Consider the following 20,958-nt stretch of genomic DNA (forward strand, 5'->3'; position numbering starts at 1 on the left):
TCAAGCCCGTTTTCTTTACTCGAGGGCACTCGAGAGGCGCTCCGTTGCCATTCGGCGAAATTATATTTATAATTATCGAAACGAAAATTATCTTGATTCATAAAGAGGTTTGGAAATGCCGGTAAAAGCGGTTCGCATACACGGAGCAAATGATTTACGTCTCGATACTTTTGAACTTCCTCCCATTAAAGACGATGAAATCCTCGTAAAAGTGGTTTCCGACAGTATATGTATGTCCAGCTATAAGTGCGCCATACTCGGAACGAAACACAAACGCGTTCATCCCGATGTCGCAGAACATCCGGCGATAGTCGGGCATGAGTTTGCGGGCGATATCGTAGAAGTCGGGTCAAAGTATACATCCCGCTTTAAGCCCGGTATGAAGTTTACGATCCAGCCGGCGCTCAACTATAAGGGTGAAATGTGGTCTCCGGGATATTCCTATGAATTTTGCGGGGGCGATGCGACGTACTGCATTTTGCCGCACGAAGTCATGGAGCTTGACTGTCTGCTCGAATATAAAGGCGATGCATATTTCGAAGCGTCTCTTGCGGAACCGATGTCGTGCTGTATAGGCGCTTTTCACGCGTGCTTTCATACGCAGATGGGAGTATACGCCCACGAAATGGGGATCAAAAAAGGCGGTAAGCTCGCGCTGCTCGCCGCGGCAGGCCCCATGGGACTCGGTGCATTGATGTATGCCGTTCACTGCGACAGACGGCCGGCGCTCATCGTGCTTACCGATATCGATGAAAAACGCATAGCGCGCGCAAAGAAAATTTTCCCCGAAGCCGAAATGAAAAAACTCGGCGTGCAGGTCGAAATAATAAACACAAACGACAGCCCGGATCCTGTAGGCCGGCTTAAACGCTACGCGCCGGAAGGTTTCGACGATGTATTTTGTTTTGCACCGGTTGCTTCGGTTCTGACACTGAGCTCCGCCGTTTTGGGGCGCGACGGTTGTTTGAATTTTTTTGCAGGCCCGACAGATAAACAATTTTCTGCCGATATAAATTTTTACGACATCCACTATAATGCAACACACGTTATCGGGACGACCGGCGGCAATGTAAGCGATATGACGGAATCGCTCCGCATGACGGAAGAAGGAAAGCTCGAACCTGCAGTGATGGTTACGCATATAGGCGGTCTTGCAAGCGCTGTACAGACGACGCTTGAGCTTCCGAAAATACCGGGCGGTAAAAAACTGATCTATACGCATCTCGATCTCCCCTTGACCGCGATCGAGGATTTCCGCTCTCTCGGAGAGGGCGACTCCCGTTTCGGACAACTTGCCGATATCGTAGACGCTCATAAAGGACTGTGGAATGCGGAGGCGGAAAAATATCTGCTTGCCAATTGGAACAATAAACGCTAAGCGATTACAGTACTTGTCGTACGAAACGATTCCGACGCTAAGTACAAAGATTTTACCGTCTTCTCTTTGATTGCACATCTCTTTGAGTGCATAATTTACAAAATTCGCTATTCGGGTTATGATGCCGATATGCGCACTGGTTTTCACAGAAGCGGACTGTTGCTTTCGGATGACCGTACTGCAGTTATTTCCTTCGCTTCAAACGAGGGCATCGAATCCGTCGATATTCCCGATTCCGTTACCGCCATACCCTCCTCTCTTTTTTCCGGCTGCGCTTCGCTCAAACGGATAAAGCTTTCGTCTTCTCTGCGCTATCTTCCCGAGCGGCTCTTTGAGGGCTGTTCTTCTCTTGAAAAAATTATTATGCCGCCCGAAGTCGATTCGATCGGGAGGGCTGCGTTTTCCGGCTGCGCCTCGTTAAAATCGATCCCGTTCCGCGCCGGTCTCACCGAGCTTTCGGAAGACGTCTTTTCGTATTGTACCTCGCTCGTATCGCTCGTTATTCCCGACTCGGTGGAACGGATCAAAAGCGGGGCAGCTGCGGACTGTACGAAACTCGCCGCAGTCGTATTGCCTTCTTCGCTCAAAACACTCGATGCGGGCGCGTTTGCCGGCTGCTCGTCGCTTCGTCATATTCGAATCTCGGAAGATAACGATGTCTTTTATGTCGATGAAAAGGACGGCTGTCTGTACCGTCGCGAAAAAGACGGCGACGTCATCGTTCTCCGCCCCTGCGATTTTGAAAAGACGGCGGCGAAATTGATTAAAACGGACGAAGATGAAGAGCCTTCCGGCAAGCTTGAAAAGGAAGACCTTTCCGAAATCGACCGGTACGAAGCGGAGTCGCGTAAAGACGAAGCGGACGACGAAATCGATAATCGGAACGTCGGTAAGGAAAGCGGCGGTTCTGATGTCGGCGACGGACACGCAGACAAAGCGGAGTTACGTAAAGATGAAGCGTGCGGCGGCGAAAAAATCGGCGATGCAACCTATGCGGTTTCTTCCACCGTCGAAACAATCCGCGATATAACCGATGACTCTTCCATCGTTGAAAATGACGACGATACAACAGATAACGCCGCCGCGGAAAAATCGGACGATCACGGATGGGCGGAAAACTCCGTTCCCGATCTTGCCGAAGACCAAGCTGACGAAACGACCGTCGAAAATGCCGTCCTGAATCCGGCTGCAAGCGATGCGGCTTTTTCCGCCGAAACGATCGGCGAATCCGAAGCAAAAGAACCTGTTGCAACATTATCGAAAAAAAACGATAATTCCGACATTACTGAAAAAGGGCGAAATGAAACGGATGAGAACGCCGCGGGAGTTTCGGTCGATGAAGCCGGAGCGGAGGTCGCCTCGGAAAGCCCGCAGAACGAAGCATCCCAAGAAGCCGAGTCGGATACGGATGACGCGGAAGTACATGATGCTCCGGCACCGATGATGGAAAGCGGCACCGGTGAAAATGGTGAAGAGGAAATTATTAATTTTGACGGCGATGCACTGCCGGATGAAATCGAGATTTGTAAATTTAATAATAAAGAATCAAGTGATGTGATGGAGAAAAAAACGATGCCGAGTATCAATCAATCAAGTGTCGATGAAATTTTCAAAAAAGCTTCCGAAGTCAAATCGGAAAGCGTACAGGCGGCGGATGACGGATTTAAGCCTATTTCGCAGGACGAACTCAATATGCTCGTTGCGGAAAGCGATATCCTACGGCAGAATACGCCGGCAGACATAACGGTTTCGGCGAGCGCGCAGGAACACGAATACGCTCATTCGGGCGATTCGCTTTTGAAACGTATCGGTGATGCGGCAAAAAAATACGAATGCATAAGCCTTTCGAATGCAGGCGGCAAAAGCGATTGGAACGACAGCCTCTACGTGTTTGCCGAAGGACTCGTGCTCGACGCTTCCGGAAACGGGCATTTTTCGAAAGCGCTTGAAAGCTGCTCGCGTCGGATCGCGGCGATCCACAAATATTCGAAGATTTTTATGTATTACGGACTTCCCTTCGGCGACGATGAGTTCGCACACATGTTTACCGGCTTTATCGCCGAGCGCAACACGGTGTACGCGTGCAGCGCTTCGAAGATGTCGCTGCTTTCCGAAGATGCGCGCCGTTTCGCATCGTTTGCGGGGATCAGCCTTGCCCCGGATCAGATCGTACGCTCAAACGAGCGCGCGGGAAATCCCGAAACGAAGATAATCAAATTGATGCTGCAGGACGATTATTCGGCATAAATTCGGAACACCGTTTTTCCGCAAATTAATTATAACTGCAAAACTGAAATATTTATTCAAAAATCGCTTGACGAACATCGCCTCGATGGATTAGGATAGACCGATATTTTATTCGTACGTCGGGGTATCTTGATTTTGACCGACAGAGGTTCACAATGGCACAGATGAAAAGCGATAATGCAAAAAAAGGTATAGAACGTGCGCCGCACCGTTCACTGTTTTATGCGATGGGATATACGGACGAAGAGCTCGGCCGCCCGCTCGTCGGCGTGTGTTGCGCGAAAAACGAAATCATTCCGGGGCATTTCGAACTCGACCGCATCGCCGAAGCTGCAAAAGCGGGCATCCGCATGGCAGGCGGTACGCCTATAGAATTCCCGGCGATCGGCGTATGCGACGGTATCGCGATGGGGCATGAGGGAATGAAATACTCCCTCGTAACGCGCGAGCTTATCGCCGATTCGATCGAATGCGTTGCGAAAGCGCACCAATTCGACGCGCTCGTGCTCGTCCCGAACTGCGATAAAATCGTTCCCGGCATGCTTATGGCTGCCGCCCGCCTCAATCTTCCGACGGTCGTCGTTTCAGGCGGCCCGATGATGCCCGGCCACGTAACCGATTCTTCGAACCCCTACGCGGCAAAGGGTTTGAGTTTAAGCGATATGTTTGAAGCCGTCGGCGCCGTCGCTGCAGGAAAAATCGACGAGGCTCAGCTCAAAGAGCTCGAAGAGCGTGCGTGTCCCGGCTGCGGCGCGTGCTCGGGTATGTTTACGGCGAACAGCATGAACTGCCTCACCGAAGTGCTCGGTCTCGGGCTTCCCGGAAACGGGACGATCCCCGCGGTGACCGGGCGGCGTATAGCCCTGGCAAAACGAGCGGGTATGCAGGTTATGGAAATGTTTGACAAGGGGATCACCGCGCGTTCCATGATGACGCCCGATTCGTTTCGAAACGCGCTTACGGCGGATATGGCGCTCGGCTGTTCGAGCAATACGGTGCTCCATGTTCCGGCGATCGCGCACGAAGCGGGCGTCGCAATCGATCTGCACATGATAAACGATATCAGCGAAGTAACTCCGAACCTCTGTCACCTCGCTCCGGCCGGTCACACGTTTATGAACGAACTCGACGACGCCGGCGGCGTTGAAGCGGTCCTCGCCGAGCTTGCAAAAAAACAATTGATAAAAACCGATTTGATCACGGTTACCGGAAAGACGATCGCCGAAAATATTAAAAACGCCGTCAACGGAAATCCTTCGGTTATTCGACCGATCGAAAATCCTTTTTCACCCAACGGCGGCATTGCGGTTTTGTTCGGCAATCTCGCGCCCGACGGTACGGTCGTAAAGCGGAGCGCCTGTGCAAAAGAATTGATGAAGCACACGGGGCCTGCCCGCGTATTCGACGACGAAAAGGATGCGATGGCGGCGGTGCAAAAGCGAGAGATCAAACCGGGCGACGTCGTCGTCATCCGCTACGAAGGGCCGAAAGGCGGGCCGGGCATGCGCGAAATGCTCGCCGTTACGGCAGCTCTTGCGGGACAGGATCTCGACAAAGACGTCGCGCTCATCACCGACGGGCGCTTCAGCGGTGCAACGCGCGGCGCATCCCTCGGACACTGCTCTCCCGAAGCGGCCGTCGGCGGACCGATAGCGCTCGTACACGAAGGCGATAAAATCACGCTCGACATAAACGCGTACACGATCACGCTCGAAGTAAGCGACGAAGAGCTTCAAAAGCGAAAGACCGCATGGAAGGCACCGCCTCCGAAAGCGACGGAGGGATATCTCGTCCGCTACGCAAAGCTCGTGTCGTCTGCGGACAAAGGCGCGATTTTACAGTAACGCGGAGGATGGTCAATGAAATATACCGGTGCGCAAATCGTTGTAGAATGTCTTATCGAACAGGGAGTCGATACCGTTTTCGGCTACCCCGGAGGAGCGATCCTCAATATCTACGACGAACTGTATAAAAACGCAAAACGCCTCCGCCACATCCTCACCGCTCACGAACAGGGCGCCTCGCACGCAGCCGACGGCTATGCGCGTTCGAGCGGTAAAGTCGGCGTCGTCATGGCGACAAGCGGGCCGGGCGCGACGAACCTCGTTACGGGTATCGCGACGGCATATATGGACTCCGTTCCCATGGTCGCAATCACGTGCAACGTCATAGCGCCCCTGCTCGGCAAAGACAGTTTTCAGGAAATCGATATCACGGGCGTGACGATGCCGATCACGAAGCATAATTTTATCGTGCGCGATGTCGGACAGCTTGCCGACACGATACGCGAAGCGTTTTTTATCGCAAAGACGGGGCGCCCGGGTCCCGTACTCATCGATATTCCGAAAGACGTCACGGCAGCTTCCTGCGATTACGTTCCGGCTCCGCTCGACGCGCACTTCACGAAGGGCAAAGCGAGTCTGCACCGCATTATGAAAGTATGCGACATCCCCGACGAAAAAATCAATAAACTCGCCTCGCTCATCAATGCGTCGGAGCGGCCCTTTATCTACGCGGGCGGAGGCGTGATCATATCGAACGCGTGCGAAGAGCTCAAAGCGCTCGCCGAAAAAGCGCAGATCCCCGTTTCGATGAGTCTTATGGGAAAGTCCGCTTTTCCGAACACGCACGCGCTTTCGACGGGGATGATCGGTATGCACGGGACGAAGGCATCGAATACGGCTGTCGATACATGCGATCTCCTGCTTGCGATAGGCACGCGTTTCAGCGATCGCGTCATAGGCGATCCCAAGAGATTTGCAGGAAAGGCGAAGATCGTGCAGATCGACGTGGATCCCGCCGAAGTGAACAAAAACATCTCGGTCGACGATTCCCTTGTCGGCAGCATCAAAGATGCGCTTTCGCGTCTTTTACCCCTCGTCGAAAAAAGAAAAGCATCCGACTGGAATGCGAAGATAGACGAATGGAAAGCCGAAGTTCCGCCGAGTTGGAAGCAAAGCGGTAAGCTTTCTCCGAAAGCGATTTTCGAATATGTCAACGGCAGGGTTCCTTCCGATACGATCGTCACGACGGAAGTCGGGCAGCATCAAATGTGGACGGCGCTCTTTTATCATTTCGAAAAACCGCGCACCTTTCTTACGTCGGGTGGATTGGGGACGATGGGCTTCGGCACGGGAGCGGCGATCGGCGCGCAATTTGCGAACCCCGATAAAACCGTCGTACATTTTGCCGGCGACGGTTCGTTCCGCATGAACTGCAACGAACTTGCGACGATAAGCCGGTACGGTCTTCCGATCATCATTATCATTTTCAATAACGGCGCACTCGGAAACGTCCGTCAGTGGCAGACGCTCTTTTACGAAAAGCGTTACAGCGCGACAACGCTCGATTTTGCACCCGATTTCGTAAAGCTCGCCGATGCCTACGGAGTGACAGGCGTCCGCGTTACCGATGAAGCGGAATTCAAAAAAGCTTTTGATACGGCGCTCGCGTCCGGAAAGCCTGCGGTGATCGACGCTGCGATCGACAAAGACGAAATGGTACTTCCGATGATCCCGCCCGGAAAATCCGTCGACCGCATTATGATGGATATCGACCTGTAAGAGCCGCATTTTAAAGCCGCATTTTAAAGGTGGCAATTAATCGATACATGCGGTATACTGGATATGTCGTATAGGGAACCTCTAAAGACTGCAGTTTTTAGAGGTAACTTTAAAAATGCGACGGAAACGGAGGCCTCTATGTACGAGTCCGGCGAAGATTACCTTGAAGCGATCCTCAGAGTAAAAAATGTAAAAGGTACGGTTCATTCGGTCGATATCGCGAAAAAGCTCGGCGTTTCCAAACCGAGCGTGAGCAGGGCTGTCGGCATATTGAAGCGTGACGGCTATCTCGAAGACGGCGAAAGTACGGAACTCGAATTTACGAAAAAGGGGCTTGAAAAAGCGACGAACGTGTATTCCCGCCATCGCCTGCTTACCGATTTTTTTGTAAAGATCACCGGCGTTTCCAAAGAGCAGGCTGAAGAAAACGCATGCCGTGTCGAACACGATATCGATGCCGACATCGTTGCGGGTATCGAAAAGTGGATGAAAAAAAATAAAAAATAATTTACAGGGTAACTGCAACGGAAACTATATTCGGCTGTACTCCCTGCTGCTTGACCTGCCATTCGCCGCGGTCTTCCGAAGCGGTGTACCCTCCCCTCTTTCGATCTTCCGATCGCGGAACAAGCGGCGTCTTTCGCCTACGCCCGCCCGGCGCGGGGCTGCAGGCAGCGACCGCAGCGGAGCGAGGACGCCGAGCGTGAGCGAGCCGCAAAGGGCGGGTTGGCCGATCCGTTTCGTCCGTAGTTCCTGTATCGATTTTAATTTTTTTTACTGAAACGGTTTTCCGCCTTTTATGTGATTTCTTCGTTTTTCATAATCTTTCAATTTTTATTTTACAAATTGCAAAAACGGGTGTATAATGTTTACAATAAGCTGTATTTATTACACTTGTGGTTTATATGGCGGTCGTATGGACGATAAAGATCGGCGACAAGTGTCGACTTTATCTCGATTTTGCGTAAAGTGCATATCACGGCCTGTGCGTAAAATCGTATGAATTATTTATTATTTAACGTGTGCGCCCGCCGGAAGCGTCGGGGTAAGGGTCTTCCGAGCGGACTACGCACACGGCTAAAAACTTTTAGGAACTTGCGCCTTGCATGAAGCGCCGCTGCAAGTTTCCCCCAAAATTTTTAGGGAGGATGTATGGTTTCTTTCTTTCTGTGTATCGGTCTGCTTATAGCAGGGTATTTCGTGTACGGAACGATCGTCGAAAAAGTGTTCCAGCCCGATGCGAATCGGGTGACGCCCGCTATGGCAAATCCTGACGGTATCGACTACGTTCCGATTTCGACGCCGCGCGCTTTCCTCGTTCAGCTTTTGAATATCGCCGGTCTCGGACCGATTTTCGGTGCGATTTCGGGTGCATTGTGGGGACCGAGCGTCTACCTCTGGATCGTCGGCGGTACGATTTTTGCCGGTGCGGTGCACGATTATCTTTCGGGTATGCTGTCCGTTCGGAACGACGGTGCGAGTATTTCGGAAATCACGGGGAAATATTTGGGACCCGTTATGATGAGCGTCATGCGCGTATTCAGCGTCGTTTTGCTCGTCATGGTCGGCGTCGTCTTTATGGTAGGGCCGGCGGGATTGCTCGCGCTTTTGACGCCCGAGTGGCTCAACGTAAAAGTGTGGACGGTAATCATCCTCGTCTACTATTTCCTTGCGACGCTGCTTCCGGTCGATAAAGTCATCGCACGCTTTTATCCGATTTTCGGCATCTTCCTCATCCTCATGGCGGTCGGCGTTTCGGTTGCGACGATGATAAACAACGGCGTCCGCCCGATGATGGAAATTACGCTTGAAAACCTCTATCCTGCGGCAACGCAAAAACCGATTTGGCCGCTTATGTTCATCACTGTTGCCTGCGGCGCCATATCAGGCTTTCACGCAACGCAGTCGCCGATCGTTTCGCGCACGCTACGGAACGAAAAAGAGGGTCGCAGAGTATTTTACGGTGCGATGGTCGCGGAAGGCATCATCGCGATGATTTGGGCATCTGCCGCAATCGCATTTTTCTGGAACAAAGACGGTGCCGGTACCGGTCTTAAAGCGATGCTTGAAATGGGCGGCGGAAACCCGAAATCGGTATATGCGATCTGTACGGGTCTTCTCGGAAAAGTCGGAGGGGCGATCGCGCTTATCGGCGTTATCGCTTGTCCGATCACGTCCGGCGATACTGCATTCCGCAGCGCGCGTATGGTCATCTTCGATTGGTTCAAGCTCAACGAAAAAGATCTCAAGATTCGCCTTTCGATTGCAACTCCGCTGCTTTTGATCGGCTACGGTATTTCGTGGATCAAGTACGGCGTCGTCTGGCGGTATTTTTCGTGGTCGAACCAAACGCTCGCAATGATCGTATTGTGGGCGGGTGCGGCCTATCTTGCGACGAATTATCCGAACAGAAACCGCTGCTGGCTTGCCGCGATCCCCGCGACCTTTATGTCCGCCGTATCGATCACCTATCTCTGCTATGCGCCCGAGTGTTTCAACCTCGTGCGGCTCGGACAGACGGGCATTACGATTTCCTATGCGGTAGGTATCGTCTTTGCGGTCGTTTTCCTCTGCATGTTTATGTTCAGAATTTATTTGAATCCGAAGCGCAGCCTCGAACTGCAAAATAAAACGATCATCGGCCGCAAATAAATCATACGGCGCATGATGCGTAAAAGCCGCCCGAACGTCAGCGATGGCGTCGGGCGGCTTTTTTATGTACGGGTTTTACGATGTCCTGTGTACGAAGTGAGAGTATTTGCGTTAAAACTTTTCGATTTCTTCTTTTGTGAGGCCGGTCAGTTTTTTACCATATCGATGACGACCCGCACGAGCAGCACGATGAGCAAAAGAGCCGCAAGGCACAAAGCGCCGAAAAGGATTTTATAATTTGCCGGCACGGTTTTAAATTGCAGCGCTTCTTTTTGCAGCGTGCTTCGCATTGCATCCGCCGCGTTTTTATCCGCGCCGGTCTGCATCGCTCCCGCGCTCCCGCCGTCTTTTTTATTTTGCGCCGCATCTTTTTCGGTATCGGGCATCCCGTTTTTTTTCACGACTTTATTTTTCGCATCGCTTTTTGCGCTTTGTTTTTCGCCCTCTTTTGCAGCCGCCTGTATATCCCGCATTTTTTCGGGCGCAAAGGGGATGACGATGCGCGCGTGTCCCGCCCAGTTTTTATACGAGTCGGCAAGACCTATGACCGCCGTTTCATCTGAAAACGATTCGAGTATGAGCGCGTTGAAATGCTTTGTAAAATAATTGCGATCGTCGTAGTGATTCGTATTCCACCAGCACACTTTTTGCGCGAGCTCATCCGCTTCGCTTACGGGTAAGCCGTACGCCGCTTCCATGTAGCCGGAGACGACAAAGGCGAGCGCTTTGATCGTTCCGACTTTCGCGTTCGGCGCAATGTAGATGATGTCGGCTCCGGGAAGCGAGTCCGACGAAGGGATGCGGCGCGCGCGGTATTTTTTTGAGGGAGCGCCGGATGCATAGGGTTCGCCGTTTTTATGCTGTGCATCCTGCCGTTTAATGCTTCCGCCGAGTCTGCGCCCCATATCGCGTATCTGCTTTGCGGTATTGAATTCGTTTTTCGGCACGGGGGACGTATCTTCGATATAATCGACGCGCTTTGCCGTATCGAGGAGCGCCGTATCGATGTGGACGGCAAAGAGAGCGCTTGCCGAAAGCAGCGCCGAAACGATGACGGATAATTTTTTTACCATAACGCACTCCCGTAAAAGTCGACGAACAAAGTCGGCTTTGCCTGTGAATTTGCCATTCGTACCTATACAGTATACAAATCATTGTAAAAATAAACAATGTAGTGTATACTGGCGAAACTATGGATACGCACGGTACGATGACCGGGGACAATCACGCCGCTCTGTGGCACGGCCGTTTTTCCGAAGGGCCGGACGCAGAGGCAGTCGCGTTTGAAACTTCAATTCACGCCGACCGGCGCATGGCTCGCGATGATATTTTCGGAAGCAAGGCGCACGCGGAAATGCTCGCGCGTACGGATATAATCTCGCGCAAAGAAGCCGATGAAATTATCGCCGCGCTCGACTCGATCGATGCCGATATGGCGTCGGGCAAGCTTCCCGTCGATGCTTCCGCCGAAGACATTCACTCGTTTATAGAAGCCGCGCTCACCGACAGGATCGGAGAAGCGGGCAAAAAAGTGCATACGGGCAGGAGCCGAAACGATCAAATCGCCCTCGACGAAAGGCTGTATCTCAGGCGGACGATCCCCGAACTGCAAAAAAAGATTGCGCACCTCATCGAAACGCTCGCCGGTATCGCCGAACGCCACACGCAATCGATTATGCCGGGCTTTACGCACATGCAGCACGCACAGCCGGTGACGCTCGCTCATCATCTGTGCGCGTGGGCGTGGAGCTTTGCGCGCGATTGGGAACGGCTTTCCGATGCGCTTAAACGCATTTCGCGCTCACCGATAGGGGCCGGAGCCCTTGCCGGAACGACACTTCCGCTCGACAGAAAACTCGAAGCGGAACTGCTCGGCTTTGACGGAGTTACGCCCAATTCGCTCGACACCGTTTCCGACCGCGACTACTGCATCGAATTCGCATCGTGCTTTGCGCTTTTGCAGATGCACCTTTCGCGAGCCGCCGAAGAGGTCGTGCTGTGGTCTACGTCGGAATTTTCGTTTATCGAATTGAGTGAAACGTGGTCGACCGGCAGTTCGATCATGCCGCAGAAAAAAAATCCCGACTTTGCCGAACTCATCCGTGGGCGGACGGGCAGAGTATACGGCGATCTCGTAGCGCTTTTGACGATGATGAAAGCGCTGCCGCTCGCATATAACCGCGACATGCAGGAAGACAAAGAAAGCCTTTTCGACGCATTCGACACGGTGAGCGCCTGCGTGTCGGTTTTTACTGATATGATCGCCTCTGCATCGTGGAATGTGCCGCGCATGGAAAGCTCCTGCGAAGACGGTTATCTCAATGCGACCGATGTCGCCGAATACCTCGTGCGCAAGGGTGTCCCGTTCCGCACGGCACACGGCATTGCGGCTCAAGCGGTGCGCACCGCGATCGAAAAAAAGTGCAGACTCGAAGAACTTCCGATCAAGGATTTTAAAGCTTGTTCGGATCGCATCGAAGACGATATCTACCCGCTCATCGATTCGAAGTCATGCGTCGCTTCGCGAAAAACCGAAGGTGGGCCGGCTGCCGAGCGCGTTGCGGAGCAGATACAAACGCTGAAAGATTTTGTAAAAAAACGGCTCTGACGCGGATCGGCAAACGCTTCTTTGCGGGGCATAAAAACTGTCGGATGTACTATGTAAAACGCGCGGATGCTGCGCGTAAAGAGAAAATGCATCGCCTGATATATATATTATTAATTTATTTGCGGAATGCGCGGTAAAAAACAAGTGAAATATCGTTTTGCCGCAAGGTTCTGCAAAAATCTTTATTGGAGATAAAAATGAAAAAAACGGTAACGGTATTTTTAGCTTCGCTTTTCGCTTTCTCTATCGTATTGGGAAGCACAGGCTGCAAAAAACAAAACGCGTCTTCCGCCCGCGATACATCGCTTGACGATCTCATCTCGCGCGGCGTATTTGTGCTCGGACTCGACGATTCGTTTCCTCCGCTCGGCTTTCGCAATGCTGACGGCGAAATCGTCGGCTATGATATCGATTTGGCAAAAGAAGCGGCCAAGCGGCTCGGCGTGGAGTTTAAAGCGCAACCCATCGATTGGGGTGCGAAAGAGATGGAGCTGAACACCGGCAAAATCGACTGCATTTGGAACGGCTTTACGATGACGAAAGAACGTGAACAAGCGCTTTCGTTTACGAAGCCGTATCTGAAAAATGCGCAAGTGCTCGTCGTGCGAAACGACAGCGGTATCGCATCTCTGAAAGATATGGCGGGAAAGACGATCGCTCTGCAAAGCGGTTCGAGCGCACAGGAAGCCGTCGACGGAAACGTCGAGTTTTTGCGCTCGCTCAAAGGACAGGTGCTTTTGAAAGACAACGTTACCGCGCTCAACGACCTTGAAATCCGCGGCGTCGACGGCGTCGTCATGGACAGCGTCGTTGCAAACTACAGCATCGCCGCAACGGGGAAACCCTTTACCGTTATCGATGAAGCGCTCTCTTATGAAAATTACGGGATCGCGTTCCGCAAAGGGAACGCCGCCTTGCGCAACAAAGTACAGAGCGTATTGGAAGATATGCAAAAAGACGGAACGGTTACCGCCGTCTCGGTAAAGTGGTTCGGCCGCGATATTTCGGTGATCGGTAACTAGATGACCAAGATACTGCAGGCGATGCTGCACGGGAGTACAACGTCGATCGAAGTGTTTTTTTTAACGCTGATCTTCGCGCTCCCGCTCGCCCTTCCGTTCTGTGCGGGTCGTATGGCGAAAAACCGGATACTCTCGGGGGCAACAAAAGCGTTTTTGCTCGTCATACGCGGAACGCCTCTCATGTTGCAGCTGCTCGTCGTGTACTTCGGTCCGAGCCTTTTGTGTCTTTGGTTCAACAACAATTTCGGTACCGATTTTCGCGTCTCGTGGCCGCGTTTTCTCGCAGCGCTTGTCGCACTCATCGTGAACTACGCTGCCTACTTTGCCGAGATTTACCGCGGCGGTATCGAATCGATCCCCGTAGGACAATACGAAGCGGCGAAAGTGCTCGGCTATACGAAGCGCCAAACCTTTTTGTATATCATCCTGCCGCAAGTCGTCAAGCGCATCATGCCCGCAATGGGCAACGAAACGATAACGCTCGTGAAAGATACCGCTCTTGTCCAAGTTATCGGGGTGTCCGAACTTTTGCGCGTCGCACAGGAAACGCAAAGCCGCCTCTTTTCGTTTATGCCGCTCTTCGTCGCGGGCGTTTTTTACCTTTTGATGAATTGGGGCGTTGAAATCGCGTTTGCGCGCATCGAAGCGAAACTCGCTTATTATCGTTAGCGGACAATGCCGCTTGCATAAAAATCAAAAATAAAAAATTCTGCCGCTTGTTACGTCGCTCGCTTTTCACTATAGTGTATGAACCGATCGTAAAAGCTGCGGTCTATGGATGATTGAACGATGATAAAAAAGCGATTAATAAAATCAATAAAAACCATATTGTTGTTGAGCATCACGGCGTGCGCTTTTTTTTCGGTTTCCTGCGCTTCGACGAAGACGGAAAAAAAGCTTTTTTTGACCGATGAAAATTTTACGAGCCGGATCGGTACGGCTGAGAGCGACGCCGACGAGTCGTACATCTTTTTGCGTTTTTACGATCCTGAGCTCACTTCTCCGTTTTACGTAGCGAATATCCTTAAAAACGGCATCTCAAAGATAGACGTAAATCCGCTTCCGGTAAGTCACGTGAGCATCGGTTTCGATTTGCGTGACGATTTTTTCGGACTCACGTTGATGTCTCGTCCGCAGCTCGACAGAGAACGCTGCACCGATACGAAAACGAATAACTATACGAAGCAGTGCGATGCTGCATCGTCGAAACAGGTGCTGTACGCGATCAAAGCGACGGGTAAAGAACGCAAAAAAGCGATCCGTATGCTCATGGAAAATAAAAACGTGCGCTACGATGTCGATAAAAATTTCAAGATCGCCAATCGCGCGCTGAAGCGAAAATTGTTTACGGCGGAAAACGACAGATCGCTGGAAAAGTTTTATGCGTCGAAAAAAGATATAGAAGCGATAAACGATGCGGAAAATAAAAAAGCGCAAAAGAAATTCGTGTGCTCGACCTTTGTCGCTTACGTCCTGTACAATTCCGTGCAAAGCGTCCGGGATTTTTTTAATAAAAATCACATCGATTATCACTATCTTATGGTGAGCGATATCGCATGCATTCCGGGTGTGGAAGAGCTGTTCGAATCGACGTGGGAGGATTACGGAACTGCGGCGCGAACCTTCGTCGCAGAGCATAAAGAATTTCAGCGATACTTGCCGAAAGAGGAGCGCTTACACTAGGCGTAGGATGGTCGCCGATTATTCGCGCGCGGGAAGTTTAATACCCCGACGCTCCGTTCGGACTTGTTGATCGATTTTCGTTCGTGCCGTATAAAAGCTTCTGCTATGTAAAATCTTTTACGCCTGCCAAATCGAGCGTTGCAAAATAGTCCGCGATCGTTTCGCGCCGTCTGATTTCTTTGAAGGAACCGTCGTTCCTCATGAGCACTTCGCCCGCTCTGAGCTTTCCGTTGTAGTTGAATCCCATCGCCCTGCCGTGTGCGCCGGCATCGTGAATTATTAAAATATCGCCGATATCGATTTTCGGCAAACTCCTCTGTACTGCGAATTTATCACAGTTTTCACATAGAGATCCTACGACGTCATATACGCGGTCTTTTGTCGCGTTTTCTTTTCCGCTGACGGTCACTTCGTGATAGGCGCCGTACATGCCCGGCCGCATCAAGTCCGCCATGCACGCGTCGACTCCGATATAATCGCGGTAGATGTGTTTTTCGTGGATCGCCGTTGTGATAAGCCAGCCGTAGGGGCCGGTGACGGGTCTGCCGCATTCCCAATAGATGCCCATAGGATCGAGATCATTTTTAATAATTTTTTCGTCGTAAAGTTTTTTGATGCCGCGCGCTACATAACCGAGGTCGACCGCTTTTTGCTCCGGCCTGTACGGAATGCCGACCCCGCCGCCCAAATCGACGAATTCGATTTTTATGCCGAGCCTTTGTTTTATTTCGACGCAGAGATCGAAGAGGATATCCGCCGTGTCGATAAAAAAATCGGGATCGAGTTCGTTCGAAGCGACCATCGTATGGAGTCCGAATCGTTCGACGCCTTCTTCTTTGCAGCGCGCATAGGCTTCGAAAAGCTGTTCGCGCGAGAGGCCGTATTTCGCTTCTTCGGGTTTTCCGATGATCGCGTTGCCGCCTTGCTTGAGCGGGCCGGGATTGTAGCGGAAACAGAGCAGCTTCGGTAATTTGCCGCCGAGCGCATTTTTTAAAAAATCGATGTGCGTGATGTCGTCCAAGTTGATGAGGTTACCGTGTTCGTACGCGTATTGAAATTCGGGAGCAGGCGTTTCGTTCGACGTAAATATGACGCTCTCCCCTTCGATGCCCGCCAATTCGGCGAGTATGAGTTCGGGTAAGCTCGAGCAGTCGGCGCCGCATCCTTCTTCTGCGAGGATTTTAAGCATATAGGGATTCGGCATCGCTTTTACGGCGAAGTGTTCGCGGAACTTCGGAAAGGCGGAAAACGCCTCTGTAAAGCGGCACATGTTTTCGCGGATCGCCCTTTCATCGTAGAGGTAAAAGGGCGTCGGAAATTTTTTTATTAAATTTAAAAGCTCATCGTGCGTGAGCGGAAAATCGAAACTCATATATCATCCATGTCATCAGAAATCGATCCACTATAGCATATTCGAAACGAGGGAATCAACGGCGAGGACACGGAATTCGTCCCGTACGCTTTTCGACAAAATGACGATCATTTCGCCGAAAAGCGAATTTTCTGCCACAGCTCGTCATACTTTTCGAGGTTTTCGCCGATGTCGAGTTTCAGTTCGCAGTGCGCCATCTCTTCGGTCGTGTACATCGGCGTCGTCGTCATATATTTCGCAGCTTCCGTGTTGACCGAGGGAGGGAAACGGAACCAATCGAGGAATTGCGCATAGATTTCCGGCCGATGGATAAAATCGATAAACTGCATAGCAAGGTCGTAATGCTTTGCGCCTTTTAAGATGACCATCGAATCGATATACATGGGGCCGCCTTCTTTCGGTATAAAAAAGTCGATCGTGTCGGCTTGTTTATCTTCAGGGACTTCGCCGTATACGACTTCGGCGTAGCCTTGGCACACCCAAAAATCTCCTGCCGCAAAGGATTTGCCGAATCCTTCCGCATCGAATTTAACAAGATTCGGTTTCCAATCGTTTATTATTAAATTCGCGGCGCTTTTGAGTTCGGCATCGCCCGTCGAATTGACCGAATATCCCCGATACGCGAGCGCATCTCCGATAACTTCGCGCATATCGTCCATCATGGACGCATGACCCCGTATGCGCGCGTCGGAAAAGATATTCCAGCTTCGCTCGTAATTTGAAAAGTACAGTTTGTTTACGGCGATGCCCGCCGCTCCCATATAGTACGGAACGCAGAACTTCATCGTCGGGTCGTATACGGCTTTTTCGAGAACGAGCGGATTGATGTATTTTTTATTTTCAAATCGATTCAAATCGATCTCTTTCAGCATACCCTGTTTGAGCATGATCGACGCGTAGTCCTGCGACGGAAAGGCGATATCGTAGCCGGACGCACCGGCCATGAACTTTGCATACATCACTTCGTTTGAGTCGTAGGTATCGACTTTTACCCGGCAGTCGTATTCGCTTTCGAATCGGCGGAGTGCGGCTTCGGGCACGTAGTACGTCCATGTAAAAAGATAGAGTACGTTCGATCGTTTGTGTCCGCCGCTTTCTTTCGAGCAGGATGCAAAACCGAGAACGCAGCATACAAGCGCTGCAATCAAAATGCCGTCGATGATTTTTTTCATAGTTTCCTCAAAATAATAAAATAGCGCCGCGAAAGGTGCGCCGTCTTTGCATCATGCACCGTACCGTTTGTCATTATGATACGAAATGCCGGCTGCAGCAAAGAAAATATTTAATGAGAAGCCGCTACCGTTTTGAGTCCCTTTCGAAGCGCGAAGGCGATAAGGCAGGTTGCAAGGATCATCACGCACGAAAGCGAATTGATGACGGGAGAGACGCCGAAGCGTATCATCGAATAGACGTACAGCGGCAGCGTCGTCGAACCCGGTCCCGACACGAAAAAGGTGATGACGAAGTCTTCGAGCGACATCGTGATCGCGATGAGAAAGCCCGACAGGATGCCCGGCAAAAGAGAAGGCACGACGACTTTGACGAGCGTCTGAAATTCCGTCGCGCCCAAATCGTGCGCCGCTTCGATGATCGAAAAATCGAATTCGTCGAGCCGTGCCTTTACCATGAGATAGACGAAGGGCAGACAAAATGTCGTATGCGCCGCAAATATCGTAAAAAGTCCGAGCGGTATGTGCACGCGGCTGAAAAATATGAGCGTTGAAACTCCGACAATCACTTCGGGTAAGATCATCGGAAGGTATGTAACGCTTTCGATGAGCTTCCGCCCGCGAAACTTATACCAGCTGCAGCCGATCGCCGCAAGAGAAGCGAGCAGCGTCGAAACGGCGGCCGATGTAAGGGCGACGATGAGACTGTTTAAAAGCGCTTCCCACAGAGGGCGGGAATCGAAGATGAGCGCTTTGTACCACATAAGCGAAAAATTCGTAAACTCGGCGCCCTTGCTGCCGTTGAACGAATAGGCGATGATAACGACGAGCGGCAAAAACAAAAAGACGAGCGTGAGCGCAAGCATTACATTTGAGAAGGAAAATATTGCGGCGCGATGCTTCCACGATTTTTTTGCATGCCGCGCGGGTTCGGACTGCCGCCGTTTTTTTACCGCAGGAAATAAAAAGAAAAATATATTCGTCATTTCAGTATCCCTCCGGTAAAGCCGGATGCATTTCCGTTTGTCGAATAGACCTCATCTTTTACATTCGAGGATTTGAGTTTGGCGTCGCGCCGGTTCGAAAAACTCATCCAAAAGATGCCCGCGATGCTGATAAGCGTTATGATCATGGAAAAAGCGGCGGACAGCGGCCAGTTGCGCATTTTTTGCACTTGATCGACGATGACGTTTCCGAGCATATACGAATCTTTGCCGCCGACCAAAAGAGGCACTGCATAGGCGCCGAAAATCGGGATGAACGTAAAGATGACAGCCGTGACGATGCCGCTTCTGATTCCGGGAATGAGCACTTTTATCATTGCCTGCATTTTATTCGCGCCCAAATCGCGCGCCGCTTCGAGCAGTGAAAAATCGAAGCGGTCGACTGCGGTGAAAATCGGCAATATGGCGAACGGCAAATACATGTACACGGAAACGAGGATGACCGCATTTTGATTGTACAAAAATTGTATGTAATCTTTTATGATGCCGAGCGATATGAGAATTTGATTTAAGATGCCGTCGTTGTTGAGGATCGACATCCACGCGAAAACGCGGATGAGCGAATTCGTCCAAAACGGAATGATTATTAAAAAAAGCAAAAGCGTTTGATGCCGGCTTCTCGCCATCGCGTATCCGCACGGGAGCGAAACAAGCACGGTGAGCGCAGTCGAAACGATCGTGATCTTGAGCGTCCGCAGCACGAGTATGCCGTAATTCGGGTTGAACATCTGACGGTATGCGTTGAGCGAAAACCGCCCTTCGACGCCGCCGTATAATCCCTTTTTCAAAAAACTGTAGATGAAGATAATGACCAGCGGCGCGATAAAAAATATAAAAAGCCAAACGCCCATCGGCCATGCGTATGCCGTACCCTGATTGATCGTATCGTCTTTTGCCGCGGGAGGTTTCGTATCCGTCGTTTTCATTTTTGTATGTCCTCGACGATATAGCCGTCTTCCGCCGCCCACGAAATATAGACGTCGTCTTTCCATTGGATGGCCGGTCCGTCATCGAAATAAATCGTATGCTGTTTGAAAACTTTGACGAGCGCGCCGTTTTCGAGCCGCACGTAAAACTTCGATTGAAATCCCGAATACACCGGTTCTTCGACGATGCCTTTGAACACGTTGATATCGGTGCGGCCGTGCGTTTCAGGCGGCTCTTTCGTAATGCGGATTTTTTCCGGGCGGATCGTAAAAGCGACCTTTTGTCCCTTTTGCGTCGGACCGTAGTCGGTTACCTGCATATAACGGTCGAGGCTTGCCGTCGCTTCGGTGTCGCTCGCAAGCGGCGCTTGATGACCGAGCGCGGGGACGGAACAGGTTACCATATAGTCGGGATCTTTTCCCTGCGTTTGATGCGGCACGCAATCGACGACCTGCGCTTCGAAGAGATTCGTTTCGCCGATAAACTGCGCGACGAATTGCGTCGCAGGGCTTTCGTAAATTTCGAAGGGCGTTCCGACTTGCAGTACGTGCCCCGCATTCATAACGGCGATGTGATCCGACACGGAAAGCGCTTCGCTTTGATCGTGCGTCACGTAGATGAACGTTATGCCGATTTTATCGTGCAGATTGTCGAGATCGATGAGGAGATTTGCGCGGAGCTTCGCGTCGAGTGCGGAAAGCGGTTCGTCGAGCAAAAGCACTTTCGGCTCGTTTATCAGCGCGCGTGCGATCGCGACCCGCTGCTTTTGTCCGCCCGACAGCTGATTCGGTTTTTTATGGATGTGCTGATCGAGCTGTACGAGGTGGATATAATGCTTTACTTTTTCGTCGATCGTTTCTTTCGGCACTTTTCTCAAGCGCAGCGGAAACGCGACGTTTTCGTATACCGAAAGATGAGGAAAAAGCGCATAGGTTTGAAAAACCGTATTCGAATGGCGCTTATCCGGCGGAAGCGGGGCGACGTTCGTTTCATCGAACAGCACCGCACCTTCGTCGGGATATTCGAACCCCGCGATGATGCGCAAAAGCGTCGTCTTGCCGCAGCCTGAAGGACCGAGCAGAGAAAAGAATTCTCCCGGCTCGATTGTAATGCTGATGTCGTCGAGAGCGATAAAATCGTTATCGAACCTCTTCGAGACATGCTCGATGGTAACCCGGCTCCCTTTCACTTCAAGCAACCTCGGTATAGTGTGATGGAAGAGCCGCGCTCAAAACGGCTCAAATGTAGGCACATTATATACAAAGGGAATGGGGTATGCAAGAGCGCATAATTCCGAGCAGTGCGGAGGAATTATGCGCGTCTCCTATAAAAG

At 51.4% G+C, this 20,958-nt stretch carries 16 protein-coding genes; 10 read left to right on the forward strand and 6 right to left on the reverse strand.

The window, feature by feature from the left end; all coding sequences use genetic code 11:
* Window positions 1-115 precede the first annotated feature (115 nt).
* From JSQ97_RS07605 to JSQ97_RS07630, 6 genes are all read left to right on the forward strand, one after another.
* A complete protein-coding gene (locus JSQ97_RS07605) occupies window positions 116-1,378 on the forward strand; it encodes an alcohol dehydrogenase catalytic domain-containing protein (protein WP_205075500.1) in 1,263 nt (420 codons plus the stop codon).
* A 129-nt stretch (window positions 1,379-1,507) separates the two neighbouring features.
* On the forward strand, window positions 1,508-3,625 hold the full coding sequence (locus JSQ97_RS07610) for a leucine-rich repeat domain-containing protein (RefSeq protein WP_205075501.1): 2,118 nt from the start codon (window positions 1,508-1,510) through the stop codon (window positions 3,623-3,625).
* Between the two features lie 164 nt (window positions 3,626-3,789).
* Window positions 3,790-5,469: a dihydroxy-acid dehydratase gene (ilvD, locus tag JSQ97_RS07615; RefSeq protein ID WP_205075529.1), complete on the forward strand. Its 1,680-nt coding sequence runs from the start codon at window positions 3,790-3,792 to the stop codon at window positions 5,467-5,469.
* A 15-nt stretch (window positions 5,470-5,484) separates the two neighbouring features.
* Window positions 5,485-7,188, forward strand: coding sequence for a biosynthetic-type acetolactate synthase large subunit (gene ilvB, locus JSQ97_RS07620; RefSeq protein WP_205075502.1), 1,704 nt, complete (start codon window positions 5,485-5,487; stop codon window positions 7,186-7,188).
* Window positions 7,189-7,326: 138 nt separating this feature from the next.
* Complete coding sequence (locus tag JSQ97_RS07625) at window positions 7,327-7,695, forward strand: metal-dependent transcriptional regulator (RefSeq protein ID WP_205075503.1); 369 nt, start codon at window positions 7,327-7,329, stop codon at window positions 7,693-7,695.
* 645 nt (window positions 7,696-8,340) lie between these two features.
* On the forward strand, window positions 8,341-9,840 hold the full coding sequence (locus JSQ97_RS07630) for a carbon starvation CstA family protein (protein WP_205075504.1): 1,500 nt from the start codon (window positions 8,341-8,343) through the stop codon (window positions 9,838-9,840).
* Between the two features lie 146 nt (window positions 9,841-9,986).
* Here the strand turns inward: JSQ97_RS07630 and JSQ97_RS07635 are convergent, their stop codons facing one another.
* On the reverse strand, window positions 9,987-10,913 hold the full coding sequence (locus JSQ97_RS07635; RefSeq protein ID WP_205075505.1) for a P83/100 family protein: 927 nt from the start codon (window positions 10,911-10,913) through the stop codon (window positions 9,987-9,989).
* Window positions 10,914-11,032: 119 nt separating this feature from the next.
* Here JSQ97_RS07635 and argH point away from each other — a divergent pair, with 119 nt between their 5' ends.
* From argH to JSQ97_RS07655, 4 genes are all read left to right on the forward strand, one after another.
* Complete coding sequence (gene argH / locus JSQ97_RS07640) at window positions 11,033-12,448, forward strand: argininosuccinate lyase (protein WP_205075506.1); 1,416 nt, start codon at window positions 11,033-11,035, stop codon at window positions 12,446-12,448.
* Between the two features lie 197 nt (window positions 12,449-12,645).
* The gene (locus JSQ97_RS07645) at window positions 12,646-13,470 is read left to right on the forward strand and encodes an amino acid ABC transporter substrate-binding protein (protein WP_205075507.1); all 825 of its coding nucleotides are present in this window, start codon (window positions 12,646-12,648) and stop codon (window positions 13,468-13,470) included.
* Window positions 13,471-14,139, forward strand: coding sequence for an amino acid ABC transporter permease (locus tag JSQ97_RS07650; RefSeq protein WP_205075508.1), 669 nt, complete (start codon window positions 13,471-13,473; stop codon window positions 14,137-14,139). It begins immediately after the preceding gene.
* A 120-nt stretch (window positions 14,140-14,259) separates the two neighbouring features.
* Complete coding sequence (locus JSQ97_RS07655) at window positions 14,260-15,153, forward strand: hypothetical protein (protein WP_205075509.1); 894 nt, start codon at window positions 14,260-14,262, stop codon at window positions 15,151-15,153.
* Window positions 15,154-15,256: 103 nt separating this feature from the next.
* Here the strand turns inward: JSQ97_RS07655 and JSQ97_RS07660 are convergent, their stop codons facing one another.
* The 5 genes from JSQ97_RS07660 to JSQ97_RS07680 all read right to left on the reverse strand — a co-directional run bounded on the left by JSQ97_RS07660 (window position 15,257) and on the right by JSQ97_RS07680 (window position 20,814).
* The gene (locus JSQ97_RS07660; protein WP_205075510.1) at window positions 15,257-16,525 is read right to left on the reverse strand and encodes a diaminopimelate decarboxylase; all 1,269 of its coding nucleotides are present in this window, start codon (window positions 16,523-16,525) and stop codon (window positions 15,257-15,259) included.
* A 107-nt stretch (window positions 16,526-16,632) separates the two neighbouring features.
* Complete coding sequence (locus JSQ97_RS07665) at window positions 16,633-17,697, reverse strand: extracellular solute-binding protein (RefSeq protein ID WP_205075511.1); 1,065 nt, start codon at window positions 17,695-17,697, stop codon at window positions 16,633-16,635.
* A 110-nt stretch (window positions 17,698-17,807) separates the two neighbouring features.
* The gene (locus JSQ97_RS07670) at window positions 17,808-18,680 is read right to left on the reverse strand and encodes an ABC transporter permease (protein ID WP_205075512.1); all 873 of its coding nucleotides are present in this window, start codon (window positions 18,678-18,680) and stop codon (window positions 17,808-17,810) included.
* Window positions 18,677-19,624: an ABC transporter permease gene (locus JSQ97_RS07675; protein ID WP_187383593.1), complete on the reverse strand. Its 948-nt coding sequence runs from the start codon at window positions 19,622-19,624 to the stop codon at window positions 18,677-18,679. The genes JSQ97_RS07670 and JSQ97_RS07675 overlap by 4 nt, the downstream gene beginning before the upstream one ends.
* Window positions 19,621-20,814: an ABC transporter ATP-binding protein gene (locus JSQ97_RS07680; RefSeq protein ID WP_205075513.1), complete on the reverse strand. Its 1,194-nt coding sequence runs from the start codon at window positions 20,812-20,814 to the stop codon at window positions 19,621-19,623. The genes JSQ97_RS07675 and JSQ97_RS07680 overlap by 4 nt, the downstream gene beginning before the upstream one ends.
* Window positions 20,815-20,958 lie beyond the last annotated feature (144 nt).

It is taken from the genome of Treponema sp. Marseille-Q4523, assembly GCF_016901105.1.
Classification (GTDB): Bacteria; Spirochaetota; Spirochaetia; order Treponematales; family Treponemataceae; genus Treponema_D.